The organism is Pseudomonas sp. PGPPP1, from assembly GCF_002255865.1.
Lineage (GTDB): Bacteria > Pseudomonadota > Gammaproteobacteria > Pseudomonadales > Pseudomonadaceae > Aquipseudomonas > Aquipseudomonas cremoris.
The window spans coordinates 120,236-141,203 of the sequence record NZ_NKIG01000010.1; the positions used below are offsets into that span (position 1 = coordinate 120,236).

The 20,968-nt window shown below is 61.5% G+C and carries 22 protein-coding genes; 19 read left to right on the forward strand and 3 right to left on the reverse strand.

The window, feature by feature from the left end; translation table 11 throughout:
• Positions 1-7: 7 nt before the first annotated feature.
• A complete protein-coding gene (locus tag CFE47_RS13820; RefSeq protein WP_286837774.1) occupies positions 8-907 on the forward strand; it encodes a DMT family transporter in 900 nt (299 codons plus the stop codon).
• A gap of 28 nt (positions 908-935) precedes the next feature.
• On the opposite strand, the gene CFE47_RS13825 is transcribed toward CFE47_RS13820, so the two are convergent.
• Complete coding sequence (locus CFE47_RS13825) at positions 936-1,796, reverse strand: DMT family transporter (protein ID WP_286837775.1); 861 nt, start codon at positions 1,794-1,796, stop codon at positions 936-938.
• Here CFE47_RS13825 and CFE47_RS13830 point away from each other — a divergent pair.
• The 3 genes from CFE47_RS13830 to CFE47_RS13840 all read left to right on the forward strand — a co-directional run bounded on the left by CFE47_RS13830 (position 1,795) and on the right by CFE47_RS13840 (position 4,646).
• On the forward strand, positions 1,795-1,965 hold the full coding sequence (locus CFE47_RS13830; protein ID WP_185703496.1) for a hypothetical protein: 171 nt from the start codon (positions 1,795-1,797) through the stop codon (positions 1,963-1,965). The two genes, CFE47_RS13825 and CFE47_RS13830, sit on opposite strands and share 2 nt — an antisense overlap.
• Before the next feature lie 250 nt (positions 1,966-2,215).
• Positions 2,216-3,007: a CPBP family intramembrane glutamic endopeptidase gene (locus tag CFE47_RS13835; protein ID WP_286837778.1), complete on the forward strand. Its 792-nt coding sequence runs from the start codon at positions 2,216-2,218 to the stop codon at positions 3,005-3,007.
• Positions 3,008-3,080: 73 nt separating this feature from the next.
• Positions 3,081-4,646 (forward strand): methyl-accepting chemotaxis protein, encoded by a 1,566-nt coding sequence (locus CFE47_RS13840; RefSeq protein ID WP_185703492.1) that lies wholly within the window; start codon positions 3,081-3,083, stop codon positions 4,644-4,646.
• 94 nt (positions 4,647-4,740) lie between these two features.
• Here the strand turns inward: CFE47_RS13840 and CFE47_RS13845 are convergent, their stop codons facing one another.
• The gene (locus tag CFE47_RS13845; protein WP_286837781.1) at positions 4,741-5,433 is read right to left on the reverse strand and encodes an alpha/beta family hydrolase; all 693 of its coding nucleotides are present in this window, start codon (positions 5,431-5,433) and stop codon (positions 4,741-4,743) included.
• A 79-nt stretch (positions 5,434-5,512) separates the two neighbouring features.
• On the opposite strand from CFE47_RS13845, the gene ccoN (CFE47_RS13850) reads away from it, so the two are divergent.
• From ccoN (CFE47_RS13850) to hemN, 14 genes are all read left to right on the forward strand, one after another.
• Positions 5,513-6,937, forward strand: coding sequence for a cytochrome-c oxidase, cbb3-type subunit I (ccoN, locus tag CFE47_RS13850; protein ID WP_185703488.1), 1,425 nt, complete (start codon positions 5,513-5,515; stop codon positions 6,935-6,937).
• 10 nt (positions 6,938-6,947) lie between these two features.
• Complete coding sequence (gene ccoO / locus CFE47_RS13855; protein ID WP_185703485.1) at positions 6,948-7,556, forward strand: cytochrome-c oxidase, cbb3-type subunit II; 609 nt, start codon at positions 6,948-6,950, stop codon at positions 7,554-7,556.
• A 3-nt stretch (positions 7,557-7,559) separates the two neighbouring features.
• The gene (locus tag CFE47_RS13860; protein WP_065909612.1) at positions 7,560-7,760 is read left to right on the forward strand and encodes a cbb3-type cytochrome oxidase subunit 3; all 201 of its coding nucleotides are present in this window, start codon (positions 7,560-7,562) and stop codon (positions 7,758-7,760) included.
• The gene (ccoP, locus tag CFE47_RS13865; protein WP_286837784.1) at positions 7,757-8,704 is read left to right on the forward strand and encodes a cytochrome-c oxidase, cbb3-type subunit III; all 948 of its coding nucleotides are present in this window, start codon (positions 7,757-7,759) and stop codon (positions 8,702-8,704) included. The genes CFE47_RS13860 and ccoP (CFE47_RS13865) overlap by 4 nt, the downstream gene beginning before the upstream one ends.
• 367 nt (positions 8,705-9,071) lie before the next feature.
• Positions 9,072-10,514, forward strand: coding sequence for a cytochrome-c oxidase, cbb3-type subunit I (gene ccoN, locus CFE47_RS13870; protein WP_185703478.1), 1,443 nt, complete (start codon positions 9,072-9,074; stop codon positions 10,512-10,514).
• Entirely contained in the window at positions 10,514-11,122 is a 609-nt protein-coding gene (ccoO, locus tag CFE47_RS13875; RefSeq protein WP_003193167.1) for a cytochrome-c oxidase, cbb3-type subunit II, read from the forward strand. Before ccoN (CFE47_RS13870) ends, ccoO (CFE47_RS13875) begins: the two co-directional genes overlap by 1 nt.
• A 5-nt stretch (positions 11,123-11,127) precedes the next feature.
• The gene (locus CFE47_RS13880) at positions 11,128-11,313 is read left to right on the forward strand and encodes a CcoQ/FixQ family Cbb3-type cytochrome c oxidase assembly chaperone (protein ID WP_005790274.1); all 186 of its coding nucleotides are present in this window, start codon (positions 11,128-11,130) and stop codon (positions 11,311-11,313) included.
• Positions 11,310-12,284, forward strand: coding sequence for a cytochrome-c oxidase, cbb3-type subunit III (ccoP, locus tag CFE47_RS13885; protein ID WP_286837787.1), 975 nt, complete (start codon positions 11,310-11,312; stop codon positions 12,282-12,284). The genes CFE47_RS13880 and ccoP (CFE47_RS13885) overlap by 4 nt, the downstream gene beginning before the upstream one ends.
• A 320-nt stretch (positions 12,285-12,604) precedes the next feature.
• Positions 12,605-14,008 carry a cytochrome c oxidase accessory protein CcoG gene (ccoG, locus tag CFE47_RS13890; protein WP_286837789.1) on the forward strand — a complete coding sequence of 468 codons (1,404 nt, stop codon included), beginning with the start codon at positions 12,605-12,607 and terminating at the stop codon, positions 14,006-14,008.
• A 17-nt stretch (positions 14,009-14,025) separates the two neighbouring features.
• Complete coding sequence (locus CFE47_RS13895) at positions 14,026-14,565, forward strand: FixH family protein (RefSeq protein ID WP_185703472.1); 540 nt, start codon at positions 14,026-14,028, stop codon at positions 14,563-14,565.
• A 117-nt stretch (positions 14,566-14,682) separates the two neighbouring features.
• Positions 14,683-17,127 carry a heavy metal translocating P-type ATPase gene (locus CFE47_RS13900; protein ID WP_286837792.1) on the forward strand — a complete coding sequence of 815 codons (2,445 nt, stop codon included), beginning with the start codon at positions 14,683-14,685 and terminating at the stop codon, positions 17,125-17,127.
• A gap of 22 nt (positions 17,128-17,149) precedes the next feature.
• Complete coding sequence (gene ccoS / locus CFE47_RS13905) at positions 17,150-17,362, forward strand: cbb3-type cytochrome oxidase assembly protein CcoS (RefSeq protein ID WP_033900568.1); 213 nt, start codon at positions 17,150-17,152, stop codon at positions 17,360-17,362.
• Positions 17,355-18,038 (forward strand): sulfite exporter TauE/SafE family protein, encoded by a 684-nt coding sequence (locus CFE47_RS13910; RefSeq protein WP_286837795.1) that lies wholly within the window; start codon positions 17,355-17,357, stop codon positions 18,036-18,038. The genes ccoS and CFE47_RS13910 overlap by 8 nt, the downstream gene beginning before the upstream one ends.
• A 103-nt stretch (positions 18,039-18,141) precedes the next feature.
• Positions 18,142-19,524, forward strand: coding sequence for an oxygen-independent coproporphyrinogen III oxidase (gene hemN / locus CFE47_RS13915; protein ID WP_286837797.1), 1,383 nt, complete (start codon positions 18,142-18,144; stop codon positions 19,522-19,524).
• A gap of 6 nt (positions 19,525-19,530) precedes the next feature.
• Here hemN and CFE47_RS13920 read toward each other — a convergent pair whose 3' ends face one another.
• Positions 19,531-20,001, reverse strand: coding sequence for a hypothetical protein (locus CFE47_RS13920; protein WP_286837799.1), 471 nt, complete (start codon positions 19,999-20,001; stop codon positions 19,531-19,533).
• A gap of 154 nt (positions 20,002-20,155) precedes the next feature.
• Between CFE47_RS13920 and fnr the strand changes: the two genes are divergently transcribed.
• Positions 20,156-20,890, forward strand: a complete 735-nt coding sequence (fnr, locus tag CFE47_RS13925) for a fumarate/nitrate reduction transcriptional regulator Fnr (RefSeq protein WP_016979302.1) — start codon at positions 20,156-20,158, stop codon at positions 20,888-20,890.
• The last annotated feature ends 78 nt before the right edge of the window (positions 20,891-20,968 follow it).

A 20,968-nucleotide genomic window follows, 5' to 3' on the forward strand; every position in this document is an offset into this window, starting at 1 on the left:
GTATTCCGTGAGACCTGTCGACACCCTTTACTTGCTGGGATTAGCCGCCATCTGGGGCGCCAGCTTCCTGTTCATGCGAATTATCGCGCCAGAGATCGGCACAGTGCCGACTGCGTTTTTCCGCGTGTCGATTGCCGCTGCCGGGCTGCTGGTGATCCTCGCAATCATGCGGGTGAGCTGGGACTTCCAGGGTAAGTTCAAGACGGTATTGCTGCTGGGGGTGATCAACTCCGGAATCCCGGCGACCATGTATTCAGTGGCAGCCCAAGTGCTGCCGGCGGGCTACTCGGCGATCTTCAATGCCACCACGCCGTTGATGGGCGTGTTGATTGGCGGGCTGTTCTTCAGCGAACGTCTCACACCGTCGAAAGTCGCTGGGGTGTGCCTGGGCCTGCTGGGCGTAGGCGTACTGACCCGCGCCGGGCCGGTGGCGTTTGACGCACAGTTGTTGATGGGCGCGTTGGCCTGCCTGCTGGCCACCACCTGTTATGGCTTCGCCGGTTTCCTCGCACGCCGGTGGCTGGACCAACGTGGCGGGCTGGACAGCCGCCTCGCGGCCCTGGGCAGCATGCTCGGCGCTACCCTGTTTCTGTTGCCGTTCTTTGCCTACAGCGCCATCAGCCAACCGCCCGCGAGTTGGGGTGGGTGGCAGGTGTGGTTGTCGTTATTGGGGTTGGGGCTGGTGTGTACGGCGTTTGCCTACATCCTGTACTTCCGCCTGCTGTCGTCCATCGGACCGGTGAAGTCGATGACCGTGACCTTCATGATCCCGCCGTTCGGCGTGCTGTGGGGCGCGTTGCTGCTGGATGAACCACTGTCGATGGCGCATCTGTATGGCGGGGTGTTGATTGCGGGCGCGTTGTGGCTGGTGTTGCGCCCAAAAAAACCGGCGCGCGCAGTTGTGTAGTGAGCGGGCTTGTCCCGCTCACTACGAGTCAGCCCTTACGGAATACGAAGGCTAAGCCGATGATGATCAGCATCATCCCCAGCAGGCTCAGCAGCGCGAGCTTGTTACCGAAGATCAGGTAGTCCATCACGGCCGTCACCGCCGGCACCAGGTAGAACAGACTGGTGACGTTCACCAGGTTGCCCCGGGCGATCAGGCGATACAGCAACAACGTCGCCACTACCGACACCACCAGCCCCATCCACAGCACCGGCAAGTAAAAGCCGGTGTCGTGTTCAAAGTGAAACGGCTGGAACGGCACAAACACCGAGCACAACAACAGTCCCGCCAGGTACTGCACGGGCAGTGTTCCCAGCGGGTTGTCGGTGATGCGCTTCTGCATGATCGAGCCGAAGGTCATGCTCGCCAGGGCCAGCAGTCCGAACAGCATCCCCGCCAGGGACATGCCAGACACACCGATGCCCTGGTAGACCACCATGATCAACCCTGCCAAGCCCAGGCCCAAGCCGAACATCCGGCTGAACGAGCGCTGGCGCTCCATCAGCACCACGGTAAGGATCGGCTGCACGCCCATGATGGTCGCCATCATGCCGGGTGTGACCTTGAGGTCCAGCGCCAGCAGGTAAAAAATCTGGTAGGCCCCCAACAGCACCAAGCCGGTCGCCGCCGCATACATCAGCGGTTTGCCGGCGCGCGGCAGTTTCAGCTTGAGGACCGGCACCAGGATCACCAGGCCCGCCAAGGCAATGGCAAATCGGATCAACAGGAACGCGAAAGGTGACGCATGGGCCAGGCCCCATTTGGAGAAGATCGCCCCGCTGCTCCACAGCAATACAAACAGGCTCGTCGAGGCCGCCGCGGCCACGGATTGTTTCGAAAGAACAGACATGGATACCACCTGTAATCAGGCAAAAAAGCCGATTCAGCAAACGCTGAAATTCATTGGTTTTTTTCAGGCGGGCAGACGGGAACAGCGATCAGCTGATCAGCCCGAAATGCCAACACCCGGCGGTGATACGACTGCGTACACCGGCGTGCTGCTGACAGGTGGGGGGTAGTGACTGATCTGCACAGGCTGTTGGCTCCCGCACGGCACGACCACAGCGTTGACCGCTGAATCGACTACCGCTATGCGCTGGAGAGCTGGCATGGGCTGATCTTGTGTGAAGGGATGAAGAGGCAGCGACTATAACCAGCCACTGATACGTTTTGCAATCACTTCACCACCCTTGCTGCGTGGAGGAGTTTTCATCTGAGCAGCGTAGGACTGGTCGCTATAATGCCGCGAGTTTTTTCCAAGGATTCCCCATGATCGCATTGCCCTGGCTGTACCTGGCGCTTCTTTCCATTGGCTACGTACTGGCCTTGACCTACGGGCAACTGGGGGTGCTGGCAGCGGTATCTGTCGTCCTGCTGCTGATTGCAGGTTACGCCGTGCGCCAGCAACGCGCGCCTTGGGCACGCTACCTGGGGCACGGGTTGTTTATCGTGCTGGCGGTGAGCCTGGCGATGCACTGGCTGCCAGGTTTCTACAATGGTCGTGGCATTGCCTCGCAGCATTTCACGCCCGACGCCGTGCCTTTCTCGATGTATTTGAACCAGGACAAGCCGCTGATTGGCTTCTGGCTGCTGCTGGCCTGCCCCTGGATCGTGGCGCGGCGCAGACTGCGGCTGTCGCTATGCATTACCGCCCTGGCCCTGACCCTCACCGCCATCGCCGCCTTGGGTGGCGCGACGTTACTGGGGATGATCACTTGGGCACCGAAATGGCCGGAACAGGCATGGCTGTGGGTGCTGAACAACCTGTTGTTGGTGACCCTGGTGGAAGAAGCCTTGTTCCGGGGCTATATCCAGGGAGGCCTGAGCCAACGTTTCAAGCACCTGCCCTACGGCGAAAACCTCGCGCTGCTACTGGCCTCGCTGCTATTCGGCCTGGTGCACCTGGGCGCCGGCTGGCACTGGGTGCTGCTGGCGAGCATCGCCGGCGTGGGTTATGGCCTGGCCTATCGCTTCGGCGGCCTGGGTGCGGCGGTGGCCACACATTTTGGCTTGAACCTGCTGCACTTCGGGTTGTTTACCTACCCGATGCTGGCCGGCTGATTGTTGCAAAAATAAGTTAAATAAACGCGTGCCCGTGCCGATACCCCCTGAAAGCCTTGCGGATTGAACAATCATGCGTAATAACCAACCCGTTACCCAGCGCGAACGTACCTTCCCCGCTCAGCAACGGTTGATCTCCACCACAGATGCAAAGGGCGTGATCACTTACTGCAACGACGCGTTTGTCGAGATCAGTGGGTTCACGCGCGAAGAGCTGCTGCGTGCGCCGCACAATCTGGTGCGTCATCCAGATGTGCCGCCGGCGGTGTTCGCGCATATGTGGTCCACGCTCAAACAAGGCTTGCCATGGATGGGCATCGTCAAGAATCGCTGCAAGACCGGTGATCACTACTGGGTTAACGCCTATGTGACACCCGTCTTCGAAGGCAACCAGGTGGTCGGCTACGAATCGGTGCGCATCAAGCCCACCGCCGAGCAGATCCGCCGCGCCGAAGCGCTTTACCAACGCATCAACAAAGGCAAGTCGGCGGTTCCCCAGCGTGACAAGTGGCTGCCGGTGCTGCAGGACTGGCTGCCGTTTATCCTAGTGAGCCAGCTGAGCTTCATGATCGGCGCCTCCCTCAATTCCCACTGGGGCTTTGCCCTGGCGGCGGGGTTGTCGGTGCCGTTGGGCCTGCTGGGCCTGAGCTGGCAGCAGCGCGGCCTCAAGCGCCTGCTGCGCCTGGCCGAACAGACCACCTCCGACCCGTTGATCGCGCAGATGTACACCGACAGCCGTGGCGCACAGGCGCGGTTGGAGATGTCGATCCTCAGCCAGGAAGCGCGTCTGAAGACGTGTCTGACTCGCTTGCAAGACACCGCCGAGCATCTGAACGACCAAGCGGCGCAATCCAACACACTGGCGCACAACAGCTCCAGCGGTTTGGAACGCCAGCGCGTGGAAACCGAGCAGGTGGCCACTGCGGTCAACCAGATGGCCGCCACCACCCAGGAAGTCGCCAGCCACGTGCAGCGCACGGCCGATGCGACTCAGGAGGCCAACCGCCTGACCGGTCGCGGCCGCGATATCGCCGGGGAAACCCGTGATGCGATTCAGCGTCTGTCCGTTGCCGTGGGTGAGACCGGTGTGACCGTGACCCAACTGGCCAAGGACAGCGATGAGATCGGCGGTGTTGTCGATGTGATCAAGGGCATTGCCGACCAGACCAACCTGCTGGCGCTCAACGCCGCCATCGAAGCGGCGCGTGCCGGTGAGATGGGCCGTGGCTTTGCCGTGGTAGCTGATGAAGTCCGCCAATTGGCCCAGCGTACCGCCGAGTCCACCGGGCAGATCCACACCCTGATCGCCAAGCTGCAACAAACCGCCGCCGCCGCCGTGCAAACCATGGACGCCGGGCATCGCCAGGCCGAAGAAGGTGTGGCACGGGTGATGGAAGCGGACCAGGCGCTGGTAGGCATCAGTGAAGCGGTGGCGCACATCACCGATATGACCACGCAGATTGCTGCGGCGACCGAAGAGCAAAGCTCGGTGGCCGAAGAGATCAGCCGCAATATCAGCACCATTGCGTTGTTGGCGGACCAGACCTCGGAACAAGCGTTGAACTCGGCGCAGTTGAGTGAAGAGCTGACGCATACCGCGAATACCCAGTACTCGCTGGTGGAGCGTTTCAACCGGTAAATCGCTATCGCAGGCAAGCCAGCTCCCACATTTAACCGTGTATATCCCTTGGAATGCGGTCGAATGTGGGAGCTGGCTTGCCTGCGATGGGGCCCTAAACAGCGCCGAGAAACCCCGCCACTCTCACCGCCGCAGCCTCCAGATGCTGCTCATGACTAAACCCCGACGCCTTCAACGGCTTCAAATCATGATCCCCCGCCACCAGCCACATCACCTCGATGCTCGGCGACAACACATAACCCTCCACCGCTGCCCGATTGCCTAAGGCGTCGCGCTCGCCCTGCACAATCAACGTCGACGTCTTCAACCCGGCCAAATGTTCGACCCGCGGTTTTTCTGGCTTACCCACTGCATAGAACGGATAACCCAGGCACACCAACCCGTCGGCACCCAGTTCATCCGCCAATAAACTGGCCATGCGCCCGCCCATGGACTTGCCGCCAATCGCCAGTGTCCCAGCGACATGACGTCGCACCTCGGCATACACCTCACGCCAGGCTTCCAGCAGTTTCGGCGCTGGGTTCGGTGGGCGTTTGCCGCCGTCCGCACGGCGCTGCGCCATGTACGGAAACTCGAAACGCAACACGTTGACGCCATGCCCGGCAAGGCGTGCAGCCATGTCGTTCATGAAAGTGGAGTCCATCGGTGCACCGGCGCCGTGGGCCAGGATCAACGTGACAGGTTCGCTTGAGCCAGGGCCGGTCGCGACATCCCACAACCACCCGTGTTCCCGCACACACTGCGCCCATTGATCCCCGTCAATACTGGCCTTGTGCTCTTTGCCCATGCTTGCCTCGCTTTTTAGTCTGCCTATAACTCCAGCCCAAGTGCCGCATTTGCTTGGGTTGAACCGTGGATGGGGAACCATGAACACTACTTTAAGTACCGCCTATAACTACAAGGTGGTCCGCCAATTCGCCATTATGACGGTGGTGTGGGGCATCGTCGGCATGGGGCTCGGGGTTTTTCTCGCTGCTCAATTGGTCTGGCCTGCACTCAACTTCGATTTACCGTGGACCAGCTTCGGTCGCCTGCGCCCGCTGCACACCAACGCGGTGATCTTCGCCTTCGGTGGCTGCGCACTGTTCGCCAGCTCCTTCTACTCGGTGCAACGCACCTGCCAGACCCAGCTGTTCGCGCCGAAAATCGCCGCGTTCTGCTTTTGGGGCTGGCAATTGGTCATCCTGTTGGCCGCGATCACCTTGCCGCTGGGCTACACCAGCTCCAAGGAATACGCCGAGCTGGAATGGCCGATCGACATCCTCATCACCATCGTGTGGGTGGCCTACGCCATCGTGTTCTTCGGCACGGTGATGAAGCGCAACACCAAGCACATCTACGTCGGTAACTGGTTCTTCGGTGCGTTCATCATCACCGTGGCCATCCTGCATATCGTCAACAACCTGGAAATCCCGGTCAGCCTGACCAAGTCCTACTCCCTCTACGGCGGTGCGACGGATGCGATGGTGCAGTGGTGGTATGGGCATAACGCAGTAGGCTTTTTCCTCACTGCAGGCTTCCTGGGCATGATGTATTACTTCGTGCCGAAGCAGGCCGAGCGCCCGGTGTATTCCTATCGCCTGTCCATCGTGCACTTCTGGGCGCTGATCACCCTGTACATCTGGGCGGGCCCGCACCACTTGCACTACACCGCCCTGCCGGACTGGGCACAGTCGTTGGGCATGGTGATGTCGCTGGTGCTGCTGGCGCCAAGCTGGGGCGGCATGATCAACGGCATGATGACCCTGTCGGGCGCCTGGCATAAGTTGCGCAGCGACCCGATCCTGCGCTTCCTCGTGGTTTCCCTGGCCTTCTACGGCATGTCGACCTTTGAAGGCCCGATGATGGCGATCAAGACTGTCAACGCCCTCTCCCACTACACCGACTGGACCATCGGCCACGTACACGCCGGCGCTCTGGGCTGGGTGGCGATGATCTCCATCGGCGCGCTGTACCACATGATCCCGAAAATCTTCGGTCGCGAGCAGATGTACAGCCTCGGCCTGATCAACGCGCACTTCTGGCTGGCCACCATCGGCACCGTGCTCTACATCGCCTCGATGTGGGTCAACGGCATCGCCCAGGGCCTGATGTGGCGCGCGGTCAACGAAGACGGCACCTTGACCTACTCCTTCGTCGAAACCCTGGTGGCCAGCCACCCAGGCTTCATCGTGCGGTTGGTGGGCGGTGCGGTGTTCCTCAGCGGCATGTTCCTGATGGCTTACAACACGTGGCGCACCGTGCGTTCGCCGCAGCCTGTCGAAGCCGCCACCACTGCGCAGCTGGCCTGAGGAGTCCGTGATGAAACACGAAACGATTGAAAAGAACGTCGGCATCCTGATGCTGCTGATGGTGCTGGCCGTGAGTATCGGCGGCCTGACCCAAATCGTCCCGCTGTTCTTCCAGGACGTGACCAACAAGCCGGTCGAAGGCATGAAGCCCTACACCGCGCTGCAACTGGAAGGCCGCGACATTTACATCCGCGAAGGCTGTGTGCAGTGCCACTCGCAAATGATCCGCCCGTTCCGCGCCGAGACCGAACGCTACGGCCACTACTCGGTAGCGGGCGAAAGCGTGTGGGACCACCCGTTCCTGTGGGGTTCCAAGCGCACCGGCCCGGACCTGGCCCGCGTCGGCGCGCGCTACTCGGACGACTGGCACCGCGCGCACTTGTACAACCCGCGCAACGTGGTGCCCGAGTCGAAAATGCCGGCCTACCCGTGGTTGGTCACGGCCCAGGTCGACAGCAGCCACACCGAGAAAAAGCTGCAAGTGATGCGCACCCTCGGCGTGCCGTACACCGACGAAGACATCAGTGGCGCAGTGGCCAGCCTCAAAGGCAAGACCGAAATGGACGCGCTGGTTTCGTACCTGCAAGTGCTCGGCACTGCCATCAAGAGCAAGAGGTGAGCCATGGGATTTGAATTCGATGCGGGCACCATCCGCGGCCTCGGCACGCTGGTGGTTGCCATCGCCTTTATCGGCCTGTCGCTGTGGGTGTTCAACAACCGGCGCAATGCGGAATTCGAGCAGGCGCGCCTGCTGCCGTTCGCTGATGAACCCACCCCTTCCGACGCTCAAGAAGAGCCTGCAACAAGGAGCAATCGGCCATGACCCTATTTTGGAGTACATGGATCTGCGTACTGACGTTGGGCAGCCTGATCGGCCTGACCTGGCTGTTGATCGGCACTCGCAAGGGCGAGACCAAGGGCAGCGTGGACCAGACCATGGGCCACGCCTTCGACGGTATCGAGGAATACGACAACCCGCTGCCCCAGTGGTGGTTCATGCTGTTCGCCGGCACCTTGGTGTTTGCGGTCGGCTACCTGATCCTCTACCCGGGCCTGGGCAACTGGAAAGGCGTGTTGCCAGGCTATGAAGACGGCTGGACCCAAACCAAGGAATGGGACAAGGAAATGGCCAAGGCCGACGCCAAGTTCGGGCCGATCTTCGCCAAATTCGCAGCCATGCCGGTGGAAGAAGTGGCCAAGGACCCACAAGCGCTGAAAATGGGCGGTCGCCTGTTTGCGTCCAACTGCGCGGTGTGCCACGGCTCGGATGCCAAGGGCGCGTATGGCTTCCCCAACCTGGCGGACAACATCTGGCGCTGGGGCGGTTCGGCCGAGGCGATCAAGACCACCATCCTCAACGGTCGCCACGCGGCGATGCCGGCCTGGGGTGAGATACTCGGCGAAGACGGTGTGAAAAACGTCGCCGCCTTTGTACGTCACGACCTGGCCAAGTTGCCACTGCCTGCCGACAGCACCGCTGACCTGGCCGCCGGCCAAGCCGCGTTCAACACCACTTGCGTGGCCTGCCACGGTCCGGAAGGCCACGGCATGGAAGCCATGGGCGCGCCAAACCTGACCGAACCCGCCGGGTTCATCTACGGCACCAGCCTGGCGCAGTTGCAGCAGACCATCCGTCACGGCCGCCAAGGCCAGATGCCCGCGCAGGAAGTGCTGCAGGGCAATGACAAGGTGCACCTGCTCGCCGCCTACGTTTACAGCCTGTCCCATAACGCTGATGGCGCAACGCCAGAAAGCCAAGCGCAGTAAGCTTTAACTGTGGCGAGGGAGCTTGCTCTCTCGCCACAGGTTCATTTGATGCGCCCTCTTATGCGACCAAGCGTCGCACCCTTCCAAAGCACAACTTTCCCCTCCTGCCATTCGGGTCTACGCTTCCCTGCACAGCGGACCGGTTCTGGCGTATGCAACGACTCCCGTTGCGGCCTGGTAAATTTCTTGTCCACTCGATCAGCTTTCCATTTTTGATTTTGTCCCTACGCAAAACATGGAAAGGGCGCAGAATCTGGCGTGGAACGCATTGATACAGGTCAGCCATTGCGTTGCATTGGCCCCTCGCTTTCTACATACTTGCGGCCGATTTCTACCTATAAAAAAACCTAAACCGTGGAACCTTAGAATGAGCACAGCAATCAGTCCGACTGCTTATAACTATAAGGTAGTCCGCCAGTTCGCCATCATGACGGTGGTCTGGGGGATCCTTGGCATGGGGCTCGGGGTGTTCATCGCCTCGCAATTGGTTTGGCCGGAGTTGAATTTCGGTTTGCCATGGACGACCTTCGGTCGCCTGCGCCCGTTGCACACCAACCTGGTGATCTTCGCCTTCGGTGGATGTGCATTGTTTGCCACCTCCTACTATGTCGTGCAGCGAACCTGCCAGACGCGACTGATTTCCGACGGCCTCGCCGCCTTCACCTTCTGGGGCTGGCAAGCGGTCATCGTCGGCGCGGTCGTCACCCTGCCGCTGGGCTACACCACCACCAAGGAATACGCCGAGCTGGAATGGCCGATCGCCATTTTGCTGGCCATCGTGTGGGTGACCTACGCCGTGGTGTTCTTCGGCACCATCGTCAAGCGCAAGACCAAGCACATCTATGTCGGTAACTGGTTCTACGGTGCCTTCATCCTGGTCACCGCGATGCTGCACATCGTCAACCACGCCTCGCTGCCGGTCAGCCTGTTCAAGTCCTATTCGGCCTACGCCGGGGCGACGGACGCGATGATCCAGTGGTGGTACGGCCACAACGCGGTCGGTTTTTTCCTGACCACCGGTTTCCTGGGGATGATGTACTACTTCGTGCCCAAACAGGCCGAACGTCCTATTTACTCGTACCGGTTGTCCATCGTGCACTTCTGGGCACTGATCACCCTGTACATCTGGGCCGGCCCGCACCACTTGCACTACACCGCGCTGCCGGATTGGGCGCAGTCGTTGGGCATGGCGATGTCGATCATCCTGCTGGCCCCGAGCTGGGGTGGCATGATCAACGGCATGATGACCCTGTCCGGTGCCTGGCATAAATTGCGCACCGACCCGATCCTGCGCTTCCTCGTGGTGTCTCTGGCGTTCTACGGCATGTCGACCTTCGAAGGTCCGATGATGGCGATCAAGACCGTCAACTCGCTGTCCCACTACACCGACTGGACCATCGGCCACGTACACGCCGGCGCCCTCGGTTGGGTGGCGATGATCTCCATCGGCGCGCTGTACCACATGATCCCCAAATTGTTCGGCCGCCCGCAGATGCACAGCGTCGGGCTGATCAATGCGCACTTCTGGCTGGCCACCATCGGTACCGTGCTCTACATCGCTTCGATGTGGGTCAACGGCATCACCCAAGGCCTGATGTGGCGTGCAATCAACGATGACGGCACCCTCACCTACTCGTTCGTCGAAGCGCTGCAAGCCAGCCACCCGGGCTACATCGTGCGCGCCCTGGGCGGTGCATTCTTTGCCTCCGGCATGTTCCTCATGGCCTACAACGTCTGGCGCACCGTGCGTGCCGCCGATCCTGCAGAAGCCGAAGCCGCCGCCAAGATCGCCGTTGTGGGAGCTCACTGATGAAGCATGAAGTAGTCGAGAAGAATATTGGCCTGCTGGCCTTCTTCATGGTCATCGCCGTGAGCATCGGCGGCCTGACCCAGATCGTTCCGCTGTTCTTCCAGGACGTGACCAACAAGCCGGTGGAAGGCATGAAGCCGCGCACCGCCCTTGAACTGGAAGGCCGCGACGTCTACATCGCCAACGGTTGCGTGGGCTGCCACTCGCAGATGATCCGCCCGTTCCGCGCCGAAACCGAACGCTACGGCCACTACTCGGTCGCCGGCGAAAGTGTGTGGGACCACCCGTTCCTGTGGGGTTCCAAGCGCACCGGCCCGGACCTGGCCCGTGTGGGCGGGCGCTACTCCGATGACTGGCAACGTGCGCACTTGTACAACCCGCGCAACGTTGTGCCTGAGTCGAAAATGCCGGCGTACCCGTTCCTCGTGGAAAACAAGCTCGACGGCAAGGATACCGCGAAGAAGATGGAAGTCTTGCGCACCCTGGGCGTGCCCTACACCGACGAAGACATCGCCGGTGCAGCCGCAGCCGTGAAGGGCAAGACCGAAATGGACGCACTGGTGGCCTACCTGCAGGGCCTGGGCACCATCATCAAAAGCAAACGGTGACCTTCATGGATATCGGGATGATTCGAGGCCTGGGCACCGTTGTAGTGATGGTGGCCTTTGTCGGCCTGGCGCTGTGGGTGTTCAGCCCACGGCGCAAGTCGGAGTTTGACGACGCGACCATGCTGCCCTTTGCGGATGATCCCGAAGCCATCAAGCACGTCGAGCAAGCTTCTAGGAGTAACAAAGAATGACTACGTTCTGGAGTCTGTACGTCACAGTCCTCAGTCTGGGTACCATCTTCGCCCTGACCTGGCTGCTGCTGTCGACCCGCAAGGGCCAGCGCACCGAGCAAACCGACGAGACCGTCGGCCACTCCTTCGACGGTATCGAGGAGTACGACAACCCGCTGCCCAAGTGGTGGTTCATGCTGTTCGTCGGCACCATTATCTTCGCCCTCGGTTACCTGGTGCTGTACCCCGGCCTTGGCAACTGGAAAGGCGTGCTGCCGGGCTACAACTACCTCGACAACGACAAGCAAACCCCGTTCGCCAACGGCCAGACCGGCTGGACCGGTGTGCACGAATGGGAAAAGGAAATGGCCAAGTCGGACGCCAAGTTCGGTCCGATCTTCGCCAAGTTCGCCTCGATGCCGATTGAAGACGTTGCCAAGGACCCGCAAGCCTTGAAGATGGGCGGTCGTCTGTTCGCGTCCAACTGCTCGGTGTGCCACGGTTCCGACGCCAAGGGCGCCTACGGTTTTCCCAACCTGACCGACGCCGACTGGCGCTGGGGCGGGTCGCCCGAGACCATCAAGGAAACCATCATGAAAGGCCGCCACGCGATCATGCCGGCCTGGGCTGAAGTCATCGGCGAGCAAGGCGTGGCCGATGTCGCAGGCTTTGTGCTGACCAACCTCGATGGCCGCAAGTTGCCGGAAGGTGCCAAGGCCGACGTGGCCAACGGCGAGAAACTCTTCGCCACCAACTGCGTTGCCTGCCACGGCCCACAGGGTAAAGGCACCCCAGCGATGGGCGCGCCCGACCTGACTCACCCAGGCGCATTCATCTACGGTTCGAGCTTCGCCCAACTGCAGCAGACCATCCGCTATGGCCGCCAGGGCCAGATGCCTGCGCAGGAACAACTGCAAGGCAATGACAAGGTGCACTTGCTGGCGGCGTATGTTTACAGCTTGTCCCATGGGGATAAGAAGGCTGAGGAATAGAATCGCTCACCTATTCTGAAACCAACGAGAAGCCAATGTGGGAGTGGGCTTGCTCGCGAAGGCGGTCTGTCAGTAACGGATAAGTCGACTGACCTAGCGCATTCGCGAGCAAGCCCGCTCCCACATTGGAGTTTGCTTTGTTTTGACGACCGAGCCCGTCAAAACCGACCATACTTGCTAGGTCAATTGATCCAGATCACATAGGCCGCCACCTTTCAACGCCACCGCAGGCGTATCATTACGCCACTGCAACAACCTATTTTTGACCCCGGTCGGCACGTACTGGCCGAGGCAAATGTCCACCGCCGTGGGATGCAATGATGAGCGACCAGATACCGGTACATGACGTTACCCCCCCTGCCAAGACCGTCGACCTCTACGCCTCGCGCGAGAAAATCTACACCCGCGCCTTCACTGGCCTGTTTCGCAACCTGCGCATGCTTGGCGGTGCCGGACTGTTCCTGCTCTACTTCGGCACGGTGTGGTTGAACTGGGGCGGTCACCAGGCCGTGTGGTGGAACCTGCCGGAGCGTAAGTTCTTTATCTTTGGCGCGACCTTCTGGCCCCAGGACTTCATCCTGCTCTCGGGCATTCTCATTGTTGCGGCGTTTGGCCTGTTCTTTATCACGGTGTACGCCGGGCGCGTATGGTGCGGTTACACCTGCCCGCAAAGCGTGTGGACGTGGATCTTCATGTGGTGCGAAAAAGTCACCGAAGGCGACCGCAACCAGCGCATCAAGCTCGACAAGGCGCCGATGGGCGCGAACAAATTCCTGCGTAAACTCAGCAAGCACACCCTGTGGCTGCTGATCGGTTTTGTCACCGGCATGACCTTTGTCGGCTACTTCTCGCCGATCCGCGAACTGGTGTTCGACTTCTTCACCGGCCAGGCCGATGGCTGGTCGTATTTCTGGGTGGGTTTCTTCACCCTCGCCACCTACGGCAATGCCGGCTGGCTGCGCGAACAGGTGTGCATCTACATGTGCCCCTATGCGCGGTTCCAGAGCGTGATGTTCGACAAAGACACCCTGATCGTCTCCTACGACCCGCGTCGTGGCGAACTGCGTGGCCCGCGTAAAAAAGGCACCGACTACAAGGCCCAGGGCCTGGGCGATTGCATCGATTGCACGATGTGCGTGCAGGTGTGCCCCACCGGCATCGACATCCGCGACGGCCTGCAAATCGAGTGCATTGGCTGTGCGGCGTGTATCGACGCTTGCGACAACATCATGGACAAGATGGAGTATCCGCGCGGCCTGATCAGCTACACCACCGAGCACAACCTGTCCGGGCAGAAAACCCACAAGCTGCGCCCACGCCTGATCGGTTACGCGCTGGTGTTGCTGGCGATGATCAGCTTGTTGGTGGGAGCGTTCTTCATGCGCTCGCTGGTGGGGTTCGACGTGAGCAAGGACCGCGTGCTGTACCGCGAAAACGCCGAAGGCCGCATCGAAAACGTCTACAGCCTGAAGATCATGAACAAGGACCAGCGCGACCACACCTATGTGCTCGACGCCTCGGGCCTGCCGGACCTCAAGCTGCAAGGCCGGCGTGAAATCAAGGTGGCTGCCGGCGATATCGTCAGCATGCCGGTTGAGTTGTCGAGCGCACCGGAACAATTGCCGTCGAGCACCAACGAGGTGAAATTCATCCTCACCGATGCCGATGACGCCAGCGTCCGTATTGAAGCCAAGAGCCGATTCATCGGCCCCCAAGTTCGTTGACTATAGAGAGTAAAACAATGCCCGTAGCTACCGCCGCAAGCCCTTGGTACAAGCACCTCTGGCCGTGGATCATCATTGGCATCCTGACCTGTTCGGTGACGTTGACCTTGTCCATGGTGACCATCGCGGTGAACAACCCGGACAACCTGGTCAACGACAACTACTACGAGGCCGGCAAAGGCATCAACCGCTCGCTGGACCGCGAACTGCTGGCCCAGACCCTGCAACTGCGCGCCAAGGTGCACCTGGATGAACTGACCGGTGAAGTCGAGCTGCACCTGACTGGCAACAGCAACCCGAACACATTGGAACTGAACCTGATTTCGCCGACCCAACCGGAAAAAGACCGCCGGATTACCCTGACCCGCAGCGACAGTGAGCCCAGCCGCTACATCGGCCAGGTGACCGACAAGGTCGAAGGCCGCCGCTTCGTCGAGTTGCTCGGCGTGGAAGGAGACAAGACCTGGCGCATGTTCGAAGAAGAGCAAGTCAGCCACGACAAGGACTTGCTGCTGGGTGATGAGCCATTGCAGGGTGCCGAAGACCTGAAAAAATAAACAGCCTGCGCTTCGCGCTTCGCGAGCAAGCCCGCTCCCACATTTGGAATGCATTTCAAAATGTGGGAGCGGGCTTGCTCGCGAAGAGGCCCTCCCAGCCAATAAAGATTCCAGCTCATGACCACCCCCTGCTACCACTGCGCCCTACCCGTCCCCTCCGGCAGCCGTTTCACCACGGTGATTCTCGGTGAGCGCCGTGAACTCTGCTGCCCAGGCTGCCAGGCAGTGGCCGAAGCCATCGTGGCCGGCGGGCTGGAGAGCTATTACCAACATCGCAGCGAAGCCTCCGCCAACCCCGAGGCCCTGCCGGTGCAATTGGTGGATGAGCTGGCACTGTACGACCGTGCCGACGTGCAAAAGCCCTTTGTGCGCCACGAAGGCGACCTCGCCGAAACCACCCTGTTGATGGAAGGCATCAGTTGCGCCGCCTGTGGCTGGCTGATCGAAAAACACCTGCGCAGCCTGCCCGCCGTCGCCGAAGCGCGGCTGAACCTGTCCAACCACCGCCTGCAAGTGCGCTGGGCCGACGGGCAATTGCCACTGAGCCAACTGCTCAGCGAGCTGCGCCATATCGGCTACGCCGCCCACCCTTATCAGGCGGACCGCGCGTCCGAACAACTGGCCAGTGAAAACCGCCGAGCCTTGCGCCAGTTGGGCGTGGCAGGCTTGCTGTGGTTCCAGGCGATGATGGCAACCATGGCCACCTGGCCGGAATTCAATATCGACCTGAGCCCGGAACTGCATGTGATCCTGCGCTGGGTCGCGATGTTTCTGACCACCCCCATCGTGTTCTACAGTTGCGCGCCCTTCTTCAAAGGGGCCATGCGTGATTTGCGCACGCGCCACCTGACCATGGACGTGTCGGTTTCCCTGGCCATCGGCGGGGCCTACCTGGCGGGCATCTGGACCGCAATCACCGGCGTCGGCGAGCTGTACTTCGATGCGGTCGGTATGTTCGCCCTGTTCCTGCTGGCCGGCCGTTACCTGGAGCGTCGCGCACGGGAGCGCACGGCGGCGGCCACTGCGCAGTTGGTTAACCTGCTACCCGCGTCTTGCCTGCGCTTGAAAGCCGACGGCCAGAGCGAACGCATCCTGCTCAGCGAACTGGCCCTGGGCGACCGCGTGCTGGTGCACCCCGGCGCGGTGCTGCCGGCAGATGGCGTGATCCTCGACGGCCAGTCGAGCATCGACGAATCCCTGCTCACCGGTGAGTACCTGCCGCAACCGCGCCAGGTCGGCGATGCGGTCACCGCAGGCACCCTCAACGTTGAAGGCGCCCTGACCGTCGAAGTGCGCGCCCTGGGCCATGACACGCGCCTGTCTGCCATCGTGCGCCTGCTGGAACGCGCCCAAGCCGAGAAGCCGCGCCTGGCCGAGATCGCCGACCGTGCCGCCCAGTGGTTCCTCCTGTGCTCGCTGATTGCCGCCGCCGTGATCGGCCTGGTGTGGTGGGAGCTGGATTCATCGCGGGCGTTCTGGATCGTGCTGGCGATGTTGGTGGCAACCTGTCCGTGCGCGCTGTCCCTGGCCACGCCCACCGCGCTCACTGCGGCCACTGGCACCTTGCATAAACTGGGGCTGCTGCTGACCCGTGGCCACGTGCTGGAAGGTTTGAACCAGATCGACACGGTGATCTTCGACAAGACCGGCACCCTGACCGAAGGGCGCTTGGCCCTGCGTGCGATCCGCCCCCTGGGCACGCTGAACAGCGATCTGTGCCTGAGCCTCGCTGCAGCCCTGGAAAACCGCTCGGAACACCCGATTGCCCGTGCGTTTGGCCGTGCACCGCTGGCTGCCGATGAAGTGCTCAGCTCCCCCGGCCTTGGCCTGGAAGGCCGGGTCGGCGACCGGCATCTGCGCATCGGTCAACCGGGTTTTGTTTGCGAACTGAGTGGCTGCCCGATCCCGCCCTCGCCGAAAGACGCCGGGCAGTGGCTGCTGCTGGGCGACCGCGACGGCGCCCTCGCCTGGTTTGTCCTGGACGACCGCCTACGCAGCGACGCCCCGGCGTTGCTGGCCGCCTGCAAGGCGCGCGGCTGGCGTACGTTGCTGCTGTCCGGGGACAGTTCGCCGATGGTGGCCAGTGTGGCGGCCGAGTTGGGCATCGACGAAGCCCGTGGCGGCTTGCGCCCCGACGACAAGCTGCAGGTACTGCAACAACTGCACAAGCAAGGCCGCAAGGTGTTGATGCTCGGCGATGGGGTCAACGACGTACCGGTGCTTGCCGCTGCCGATATCAGCGTGGCGATGGGCTCGGCCACCGACCTGGCCAAGACCAGCGCCGATGCGGTGCTGCTGTCCAACCGGCTCGATGCCTTGGTACAAGCCTTCACCCTCGCGCGCCGCACTCGTCGGGTAATCATTGAAAACCTGCTGTGGGCCGGGCTGTACAATGGCCTTATGCTGCCGTTTGCCGCCCTGGGCTGGATCACGCCGATATGGGCGGCCATCGGCATGTCCCTCAGTTCGTTGACCGTGGTGCTCAACGCCCTGCGCCTGACTCGCCTGCCGAGCGCGCACGTCGCCAGCACCCCGACATTAACCCGCCCGCTGCCGGCCTGAGCCGCGTGGGCATGGAGTACCGATGCCAGCTCTCTACGTGATGATTCCGGCGGCGCTGTTGTTGGTGGGCGTCGCCATCTACATCTTCTTCTGGGCCGTGGACAGCGGCCAGTACGACGACCTCGACGGCCCGGCCCACAGCGTGCTGTTCGACGACCAGGACCCGAACCACCTGGCCGGCATCGAAGAAGCCAACCATCCGGAACAACCGCCCAAAGACCCACCGCATGCTTGAGTTGGCCCCGCTGCTGGTTTCCGCGCTGATCCTCGGCCTGCTCGGCGGTGGCCATTGCCTGGGCATGTGCGGCGGCTTGATGGGCGCATTGACGCTGGCGATTCCCCCCGAACAACGCAGCCGGCGGTTTCGCCTGCTGCTGGCCTACAACCTGGGGCGCATCCTCAGCTATGCCACGGCCGGTGTATTGATCGGCCTGGCAGGCTGGGCTGTCGCCAACAGCCCGGCTGCCATGTTCATGCGTGTGCTGGCCGGGCTGTTATTGATCAGCATGGGCTTGTACCTAGCCGGCTGGTGGAGCGGCCTGACCCGCATCGAAGCCCTCGGGCGCGGCCTGTGGCGGCATATCCAGCCAATTGCCAGCCGATTACTGCCGGTGTCCAGCCTGCCTCGCGCGTTGCTGCTGGGCGCGCTCTGGGGCTGGCTGCCGTGTGGGTTGGTCTACAGCACATTGCTGTGGGCCGCGAGCCAGGGCAATGCGCTGGACAGTGGTTTGCTGATGCTGGCGTTCGGCCTCGGCACCTGGCCGGTGCTTTTGGCCACCGGGCTGGCAGCGGAACGCATCACGGCCTTGCTACGCAAACGCAGCGTGCGCATGGCCGGTGGGCTGCTGGTGATTCTGTTCGGTATCTGGACGCTGCCTGGCCCCCATCAGCACTGGCTAATGGGCCACTAAAAGGCTATGTGGCATAGCGCCGCTCCCCGTTGATGCAAATCAACATGCCCCCTCGGCCACGCCCCTAGACTCGGCCCATTAGCCTATCCGGGGGACCGCCCGCATGCTCGACGCCATTCGTTGGGACACCGATCTGATTCACCGCTACGACCTGGCGGGACCGCGCTACACGTCCTACCCCACCGCCGTACAATTCGACAGCCAGGTCGGCACCTTCGACCTGCTCCACGCCCTGCGCGACAGTCGCAAGGCCGTGCGGCCCTTGTCGTTGTATGTGCACGTGCCGTTCTGCGCGAACATTTGCTACTACTGCGCCTGCAACAAGGTGATCACCAAGGACCGTGGCCGCGCCCACGCTTATCTGCAGCGCTTGGAGCAGGAGATCCAGTTGGTGGCGTGCCACCTCGACCCCAAGCAGCCGGTGGAACAACTGCACTTTGGCGGTGGCACGCCGACCTTTCTCAGCCACGATGAACTGCGTCAGGTCATGGGCTGCCTGCGTCAGCACTTCAACCTGCTGGACGACGACTCCGGCGACTACGGCATCGAGATCGACCCCCGCGAGGCAGATTGGGCCACCATGGGCCTGCTGCGTGAACTGGGCTTCAACCGCGTGAGCATCGGCCTGCAAGACCTCGATCCCGAGGTGCAACGGGCGGTCAATCGCCTGCAAAGCCTGGAAGAAACCCGTGCGGTGATCGATGCGGCGCGCACCCTGCAATTTCGTTCGATCAATATCGACCTGATCTACGGCTTGCCCAAGCAGACCCCGCTGAATTTTGCGCGCACCGTTGACGAAGTGATTCGCTTGCAACCGGACCGCCTGTCGGTGTTCAACTACGCGCACCTGCCGGAACGCTTCATGCCCCAGCGGCGTATCAACACCGACGACCTGCCCTCCCCCGCAGAAAAGCTGTTGATGCTGCAAACCACTATCGAGCAACTGACCCAGGCCGGTTACCGCTACATCGGCATGGACCATTTCGCCCTGCCAGATGACGAACTGGCCATCGCCCAGGAGGAAGGCACCCTACAGCGTAACTTCCAGGGCTACACCACCCACGGCCATTGCGACTTGATCGGGCTCGGCGTGTCGGCCATCAGCCAGATCGGCAACCTGTATTGCCAGAACAGCAGCGACCTCAACGCCTACCAGAACACGTTGGCCAGCGCGCAACTGGCCACCAGCCGCGGCCTGGTATGCACCACGGATGATCGGTTGCGGCGGGAAGTGATCCAGCAGTTGATCTGCAATTTCAGCCTGGCATTCGAGAAGCTCGAGCAGGCCTTCAACATTGATTTTCGCGGGTATTTCGACGACATCTGGCCGCAGCTTGAGGCCATGGCCGCCGACGGCCTGATCGAGCTAGACGCTCGGGGCATTCAGGTACTGCCGGCCGGGCGGCTGCTGGTGCGGTCGGTGTGCATGGTGTTCGATGCCTACCTGGAGCACCAGAACAGGCAGCGATTTTCACGGGTGATTTGACGGTGCTTACTTCATCGCCAACGCGGCAGTCTTTACAGCAGCCTCAGCGCTCATGTCTTTCATCGCCTTGGCCAAGGCTACCTGAGCCGTGGTCAAGCCTGCCTGCAACCCGGCCAAGGCTGATTGCAGGCCCGCGACTTTGGCTTGCGCCTGTTCCGGGCTGAGGCTCTTGTCGGCCATGACCGCAGCCATTTCGGCCTGCTTCTCGGCGATCTGCTTCTTGATCTCACGAATCATCTTCAGCAGATTCTTGACGCTATCCGACAGGCCGCTGTCGTCGATGTCACTGTTGGAAGTCTTTTCTGCCGCCGCCGCTTTCATTGCTGCGCCGGAAATAGTCACGGAAACCGCAGGCTTGGTCTCGTCGGCAGCCGGCGTACCGGTCACTGCGGCAGCGTCAGTCTCGGCAGCCTTTTTGGTGTCAGGCGCTACCGGGATCTGGGTACGAAAGGCAAGTTGGGTACTGAGAGGAAGCATGATCTGAACCACCGAGCTCGTATTCGATAGCAGTACATCGGCGAACTTTGACAAATCTTTATACCGCTGCCGGTTTTTTGTACAGGCTGGCCTCGGCGCCCCCCAGTGCGTTACCCTTACGTCTTATGTGTGTTTTCCCACAAGGATTTAAGAAATGTCCGAGCCAGTTAAACTGCGCGCTCACAGCCAGGCTCATTGCAAGGATTGCAGCCTGGCCCCCCTCTGCTTGCCACTTTCGTTGAATTTGGAAGACATGGATGCGCTGGACGACATCGTTAAACGCGGCCGCCCACTGAAAAAAGGCGAGTTTCTGTTTCGCCAGGGCGACAAGTTCGATTCCGTTTATGCAGTACGTTCGGGTGCGTTGAAAACATTCAGCCTGAGCGACAGCGGCGAAGAGCAAATCACCGGCTTCCACCTGCCCAGCGAACTGGTGGGCTTGTCGGGCATGGACACCGAGATTCACCCGGTGTCGGCCCAAGCATTGGAGACGACGTCGGTGTGCGAAATCCCCTTCGAGCGCCTGGACGAACTGGCCCTGCAACTGCCGCAATTGCGCCGCCAGTTGATGCGCGTGATGAGCCGCGAGATCCGTGACGACCAGCAAATGATGCTGCTGTTGTCGAAGAAGACCGCCGACGAGCGCATCGCAACCTTCCTGGTCAACCTGTCGGCACGTTTCCGTGCCCGAGGTTTCTCGGCCAACCAGTTCCGCCTGAGCATGTCGCGTAACGAAATCGGCAACTACCTGGGCCTGGCGGTGGAAACCGTGTCCCGCGTGTTTACCCGCTTCCAGCAGAACGAGCTGATCGCGGCCGAGGGCAAGGAAGTGCATATCCTCGACCCGATCCAGTTGTGCGCGCTGGCCGGGGGCTCGCTAGAGGGCTGATCCAGACACTGCGGTCGCGCCAACCGGTGAGGCCGCAGGTATACTTCGAGTCCGTTTCCAGCCCCAGGACTCTTCGAC

Coding starts and splice junctions, on each gene's coding strand:
- CFE47_RS13830 (WP_185703496.1), top strand. CDS start 1,795: ATGGATACCACCTGTAATCAGGCAAAAAAGCCGATTCAGCAAACGCTG.
- CFE47_RS13825 (WP_286837775.1), bottom strand. CDS start 1,796: ATGTCTGTTCTTTCGAAACAATCCGTGGCCGCGGCGGCCTCGACGAGC.
- CFE47_RS13835 (WP_286837778.1), top strand. CDS start 2,216: ATGATCGCATTGCCCTGGCTGTACCTGGCGCTTCTTTCCATTGGCTAC.
- CFE47_RS13840 (WP_185703492.1), top strand. CDS start 3,081: ATGCGTAATAACCAACCCGTTACCCAGCGCGAACGTACCTTCCCCGCT.
- CFE47_RS13845 (WP_286837781.1), bottom strand. CDS start 5,433: ATGGGCAAAGAGCACAAGGCCAGTATTGACGGGGATCAATGGGCGCAG.
- ccoN (WP_185703488.1), top strand. CDS start 5,513: ATGAACACTACTTTAAGTACCGCCTATAACTACAAGGTGGTCCGCCAA.
- ccoO (WP_185703485.1), top strand. CDS start 6,948: ATGAAACACGAAACGATTGAAAAGAACGTCGGCATCCTGATGCTGCTG.
- CFE47_RS13860 (WP_065909612.1), top strand. CDS start 7,560: ATGGGATTTGAATTCGATGCGGGCACCATCCGCGGCCTCGGCACGCTG.
- ccoP (WP_286837784.1), top strand. CDS start 7,757: ATGACCCTATTTTGGAGTACATGGATCTGCGTACTGACGTTGGGCAGC.
- ccoN (WP_185703478.1), top strand. CDS start 9,072: ATGAGCACAGCAATCAGTCCGACTGCTTATAACTATAAGGTAGTCCGC.
- ccoO (WP_003193167.1), top strand. CDS start 10,514: ATGAAGCATGAAGTAGTCGAGAAGAATATTGGCCTGCTGGCCTTCTTC.
- CFE47_RS13880 (WP_005790274.1), top strand. CDS start 11,128: ATGGATATCGGGATGATTCGAGGCCTGGGCACCGTTGTAGTGATGGTG.
- ccoP (WP_286837787.1), top strand. CDS start 11,310: ATGACTACGTTCTGGAGTCTGTACGTCACAGTCCTCAGTCTGGGTACC.
- ccoG (WP_286837789.1), top strand. CDS start 12,605: ATGAGCGACCAGATACCGGTACATGACGTTACCCCCCCTGCCAAGACC.
- CFE47_RS13895 (WP_185703472.1), top strand. CDS start 14,026: ATGCCCGTAGCTACCGCCGCAAGCCCTTGGTACAAGCACCTCTGGCCG.
- CFE47_RS13900 (WP_286837792.1), top strand. CDS start 14,683: ATGACCACCCCCTGCTACCACTGCGCCCTACCCGTCCCCTCCGGCAGC.
- ccoS (WP_033900568.1), top strand. CDS start 17,150: ATGCCAGCTCTCTACGTGATGATTCCGGCGGCGCTGTTGTTGGTGGGC.
- CFE47_RS13910 (WP_286837795.1), top strand. CDS start 17,355: ATGCTTGAGTTGGCCCCGCTGCTGGTTTCCGCGCTGATCCTCGGCCTG.
- hemN (WP_286837797.1), top strand. CDS start 18,142: ATGCTCGACGCCATTCGTTGGGACACCGATCTGATTCACCGCTACGAC.
- CFE47_RS13920 (WP_286837799.1), bottom strand. CDS start 20,001: ATGCTTCCTCTCAGTACCCAACTTGCCTTTCGTACCCAGATCCCGGTA.
- fnr (WP_016979302.1), top strand. CDS start 20,156: ATGTCCGAGCCAGTTAAACTGCGCGCTCACAGCCAGGCTCATTGCAAG.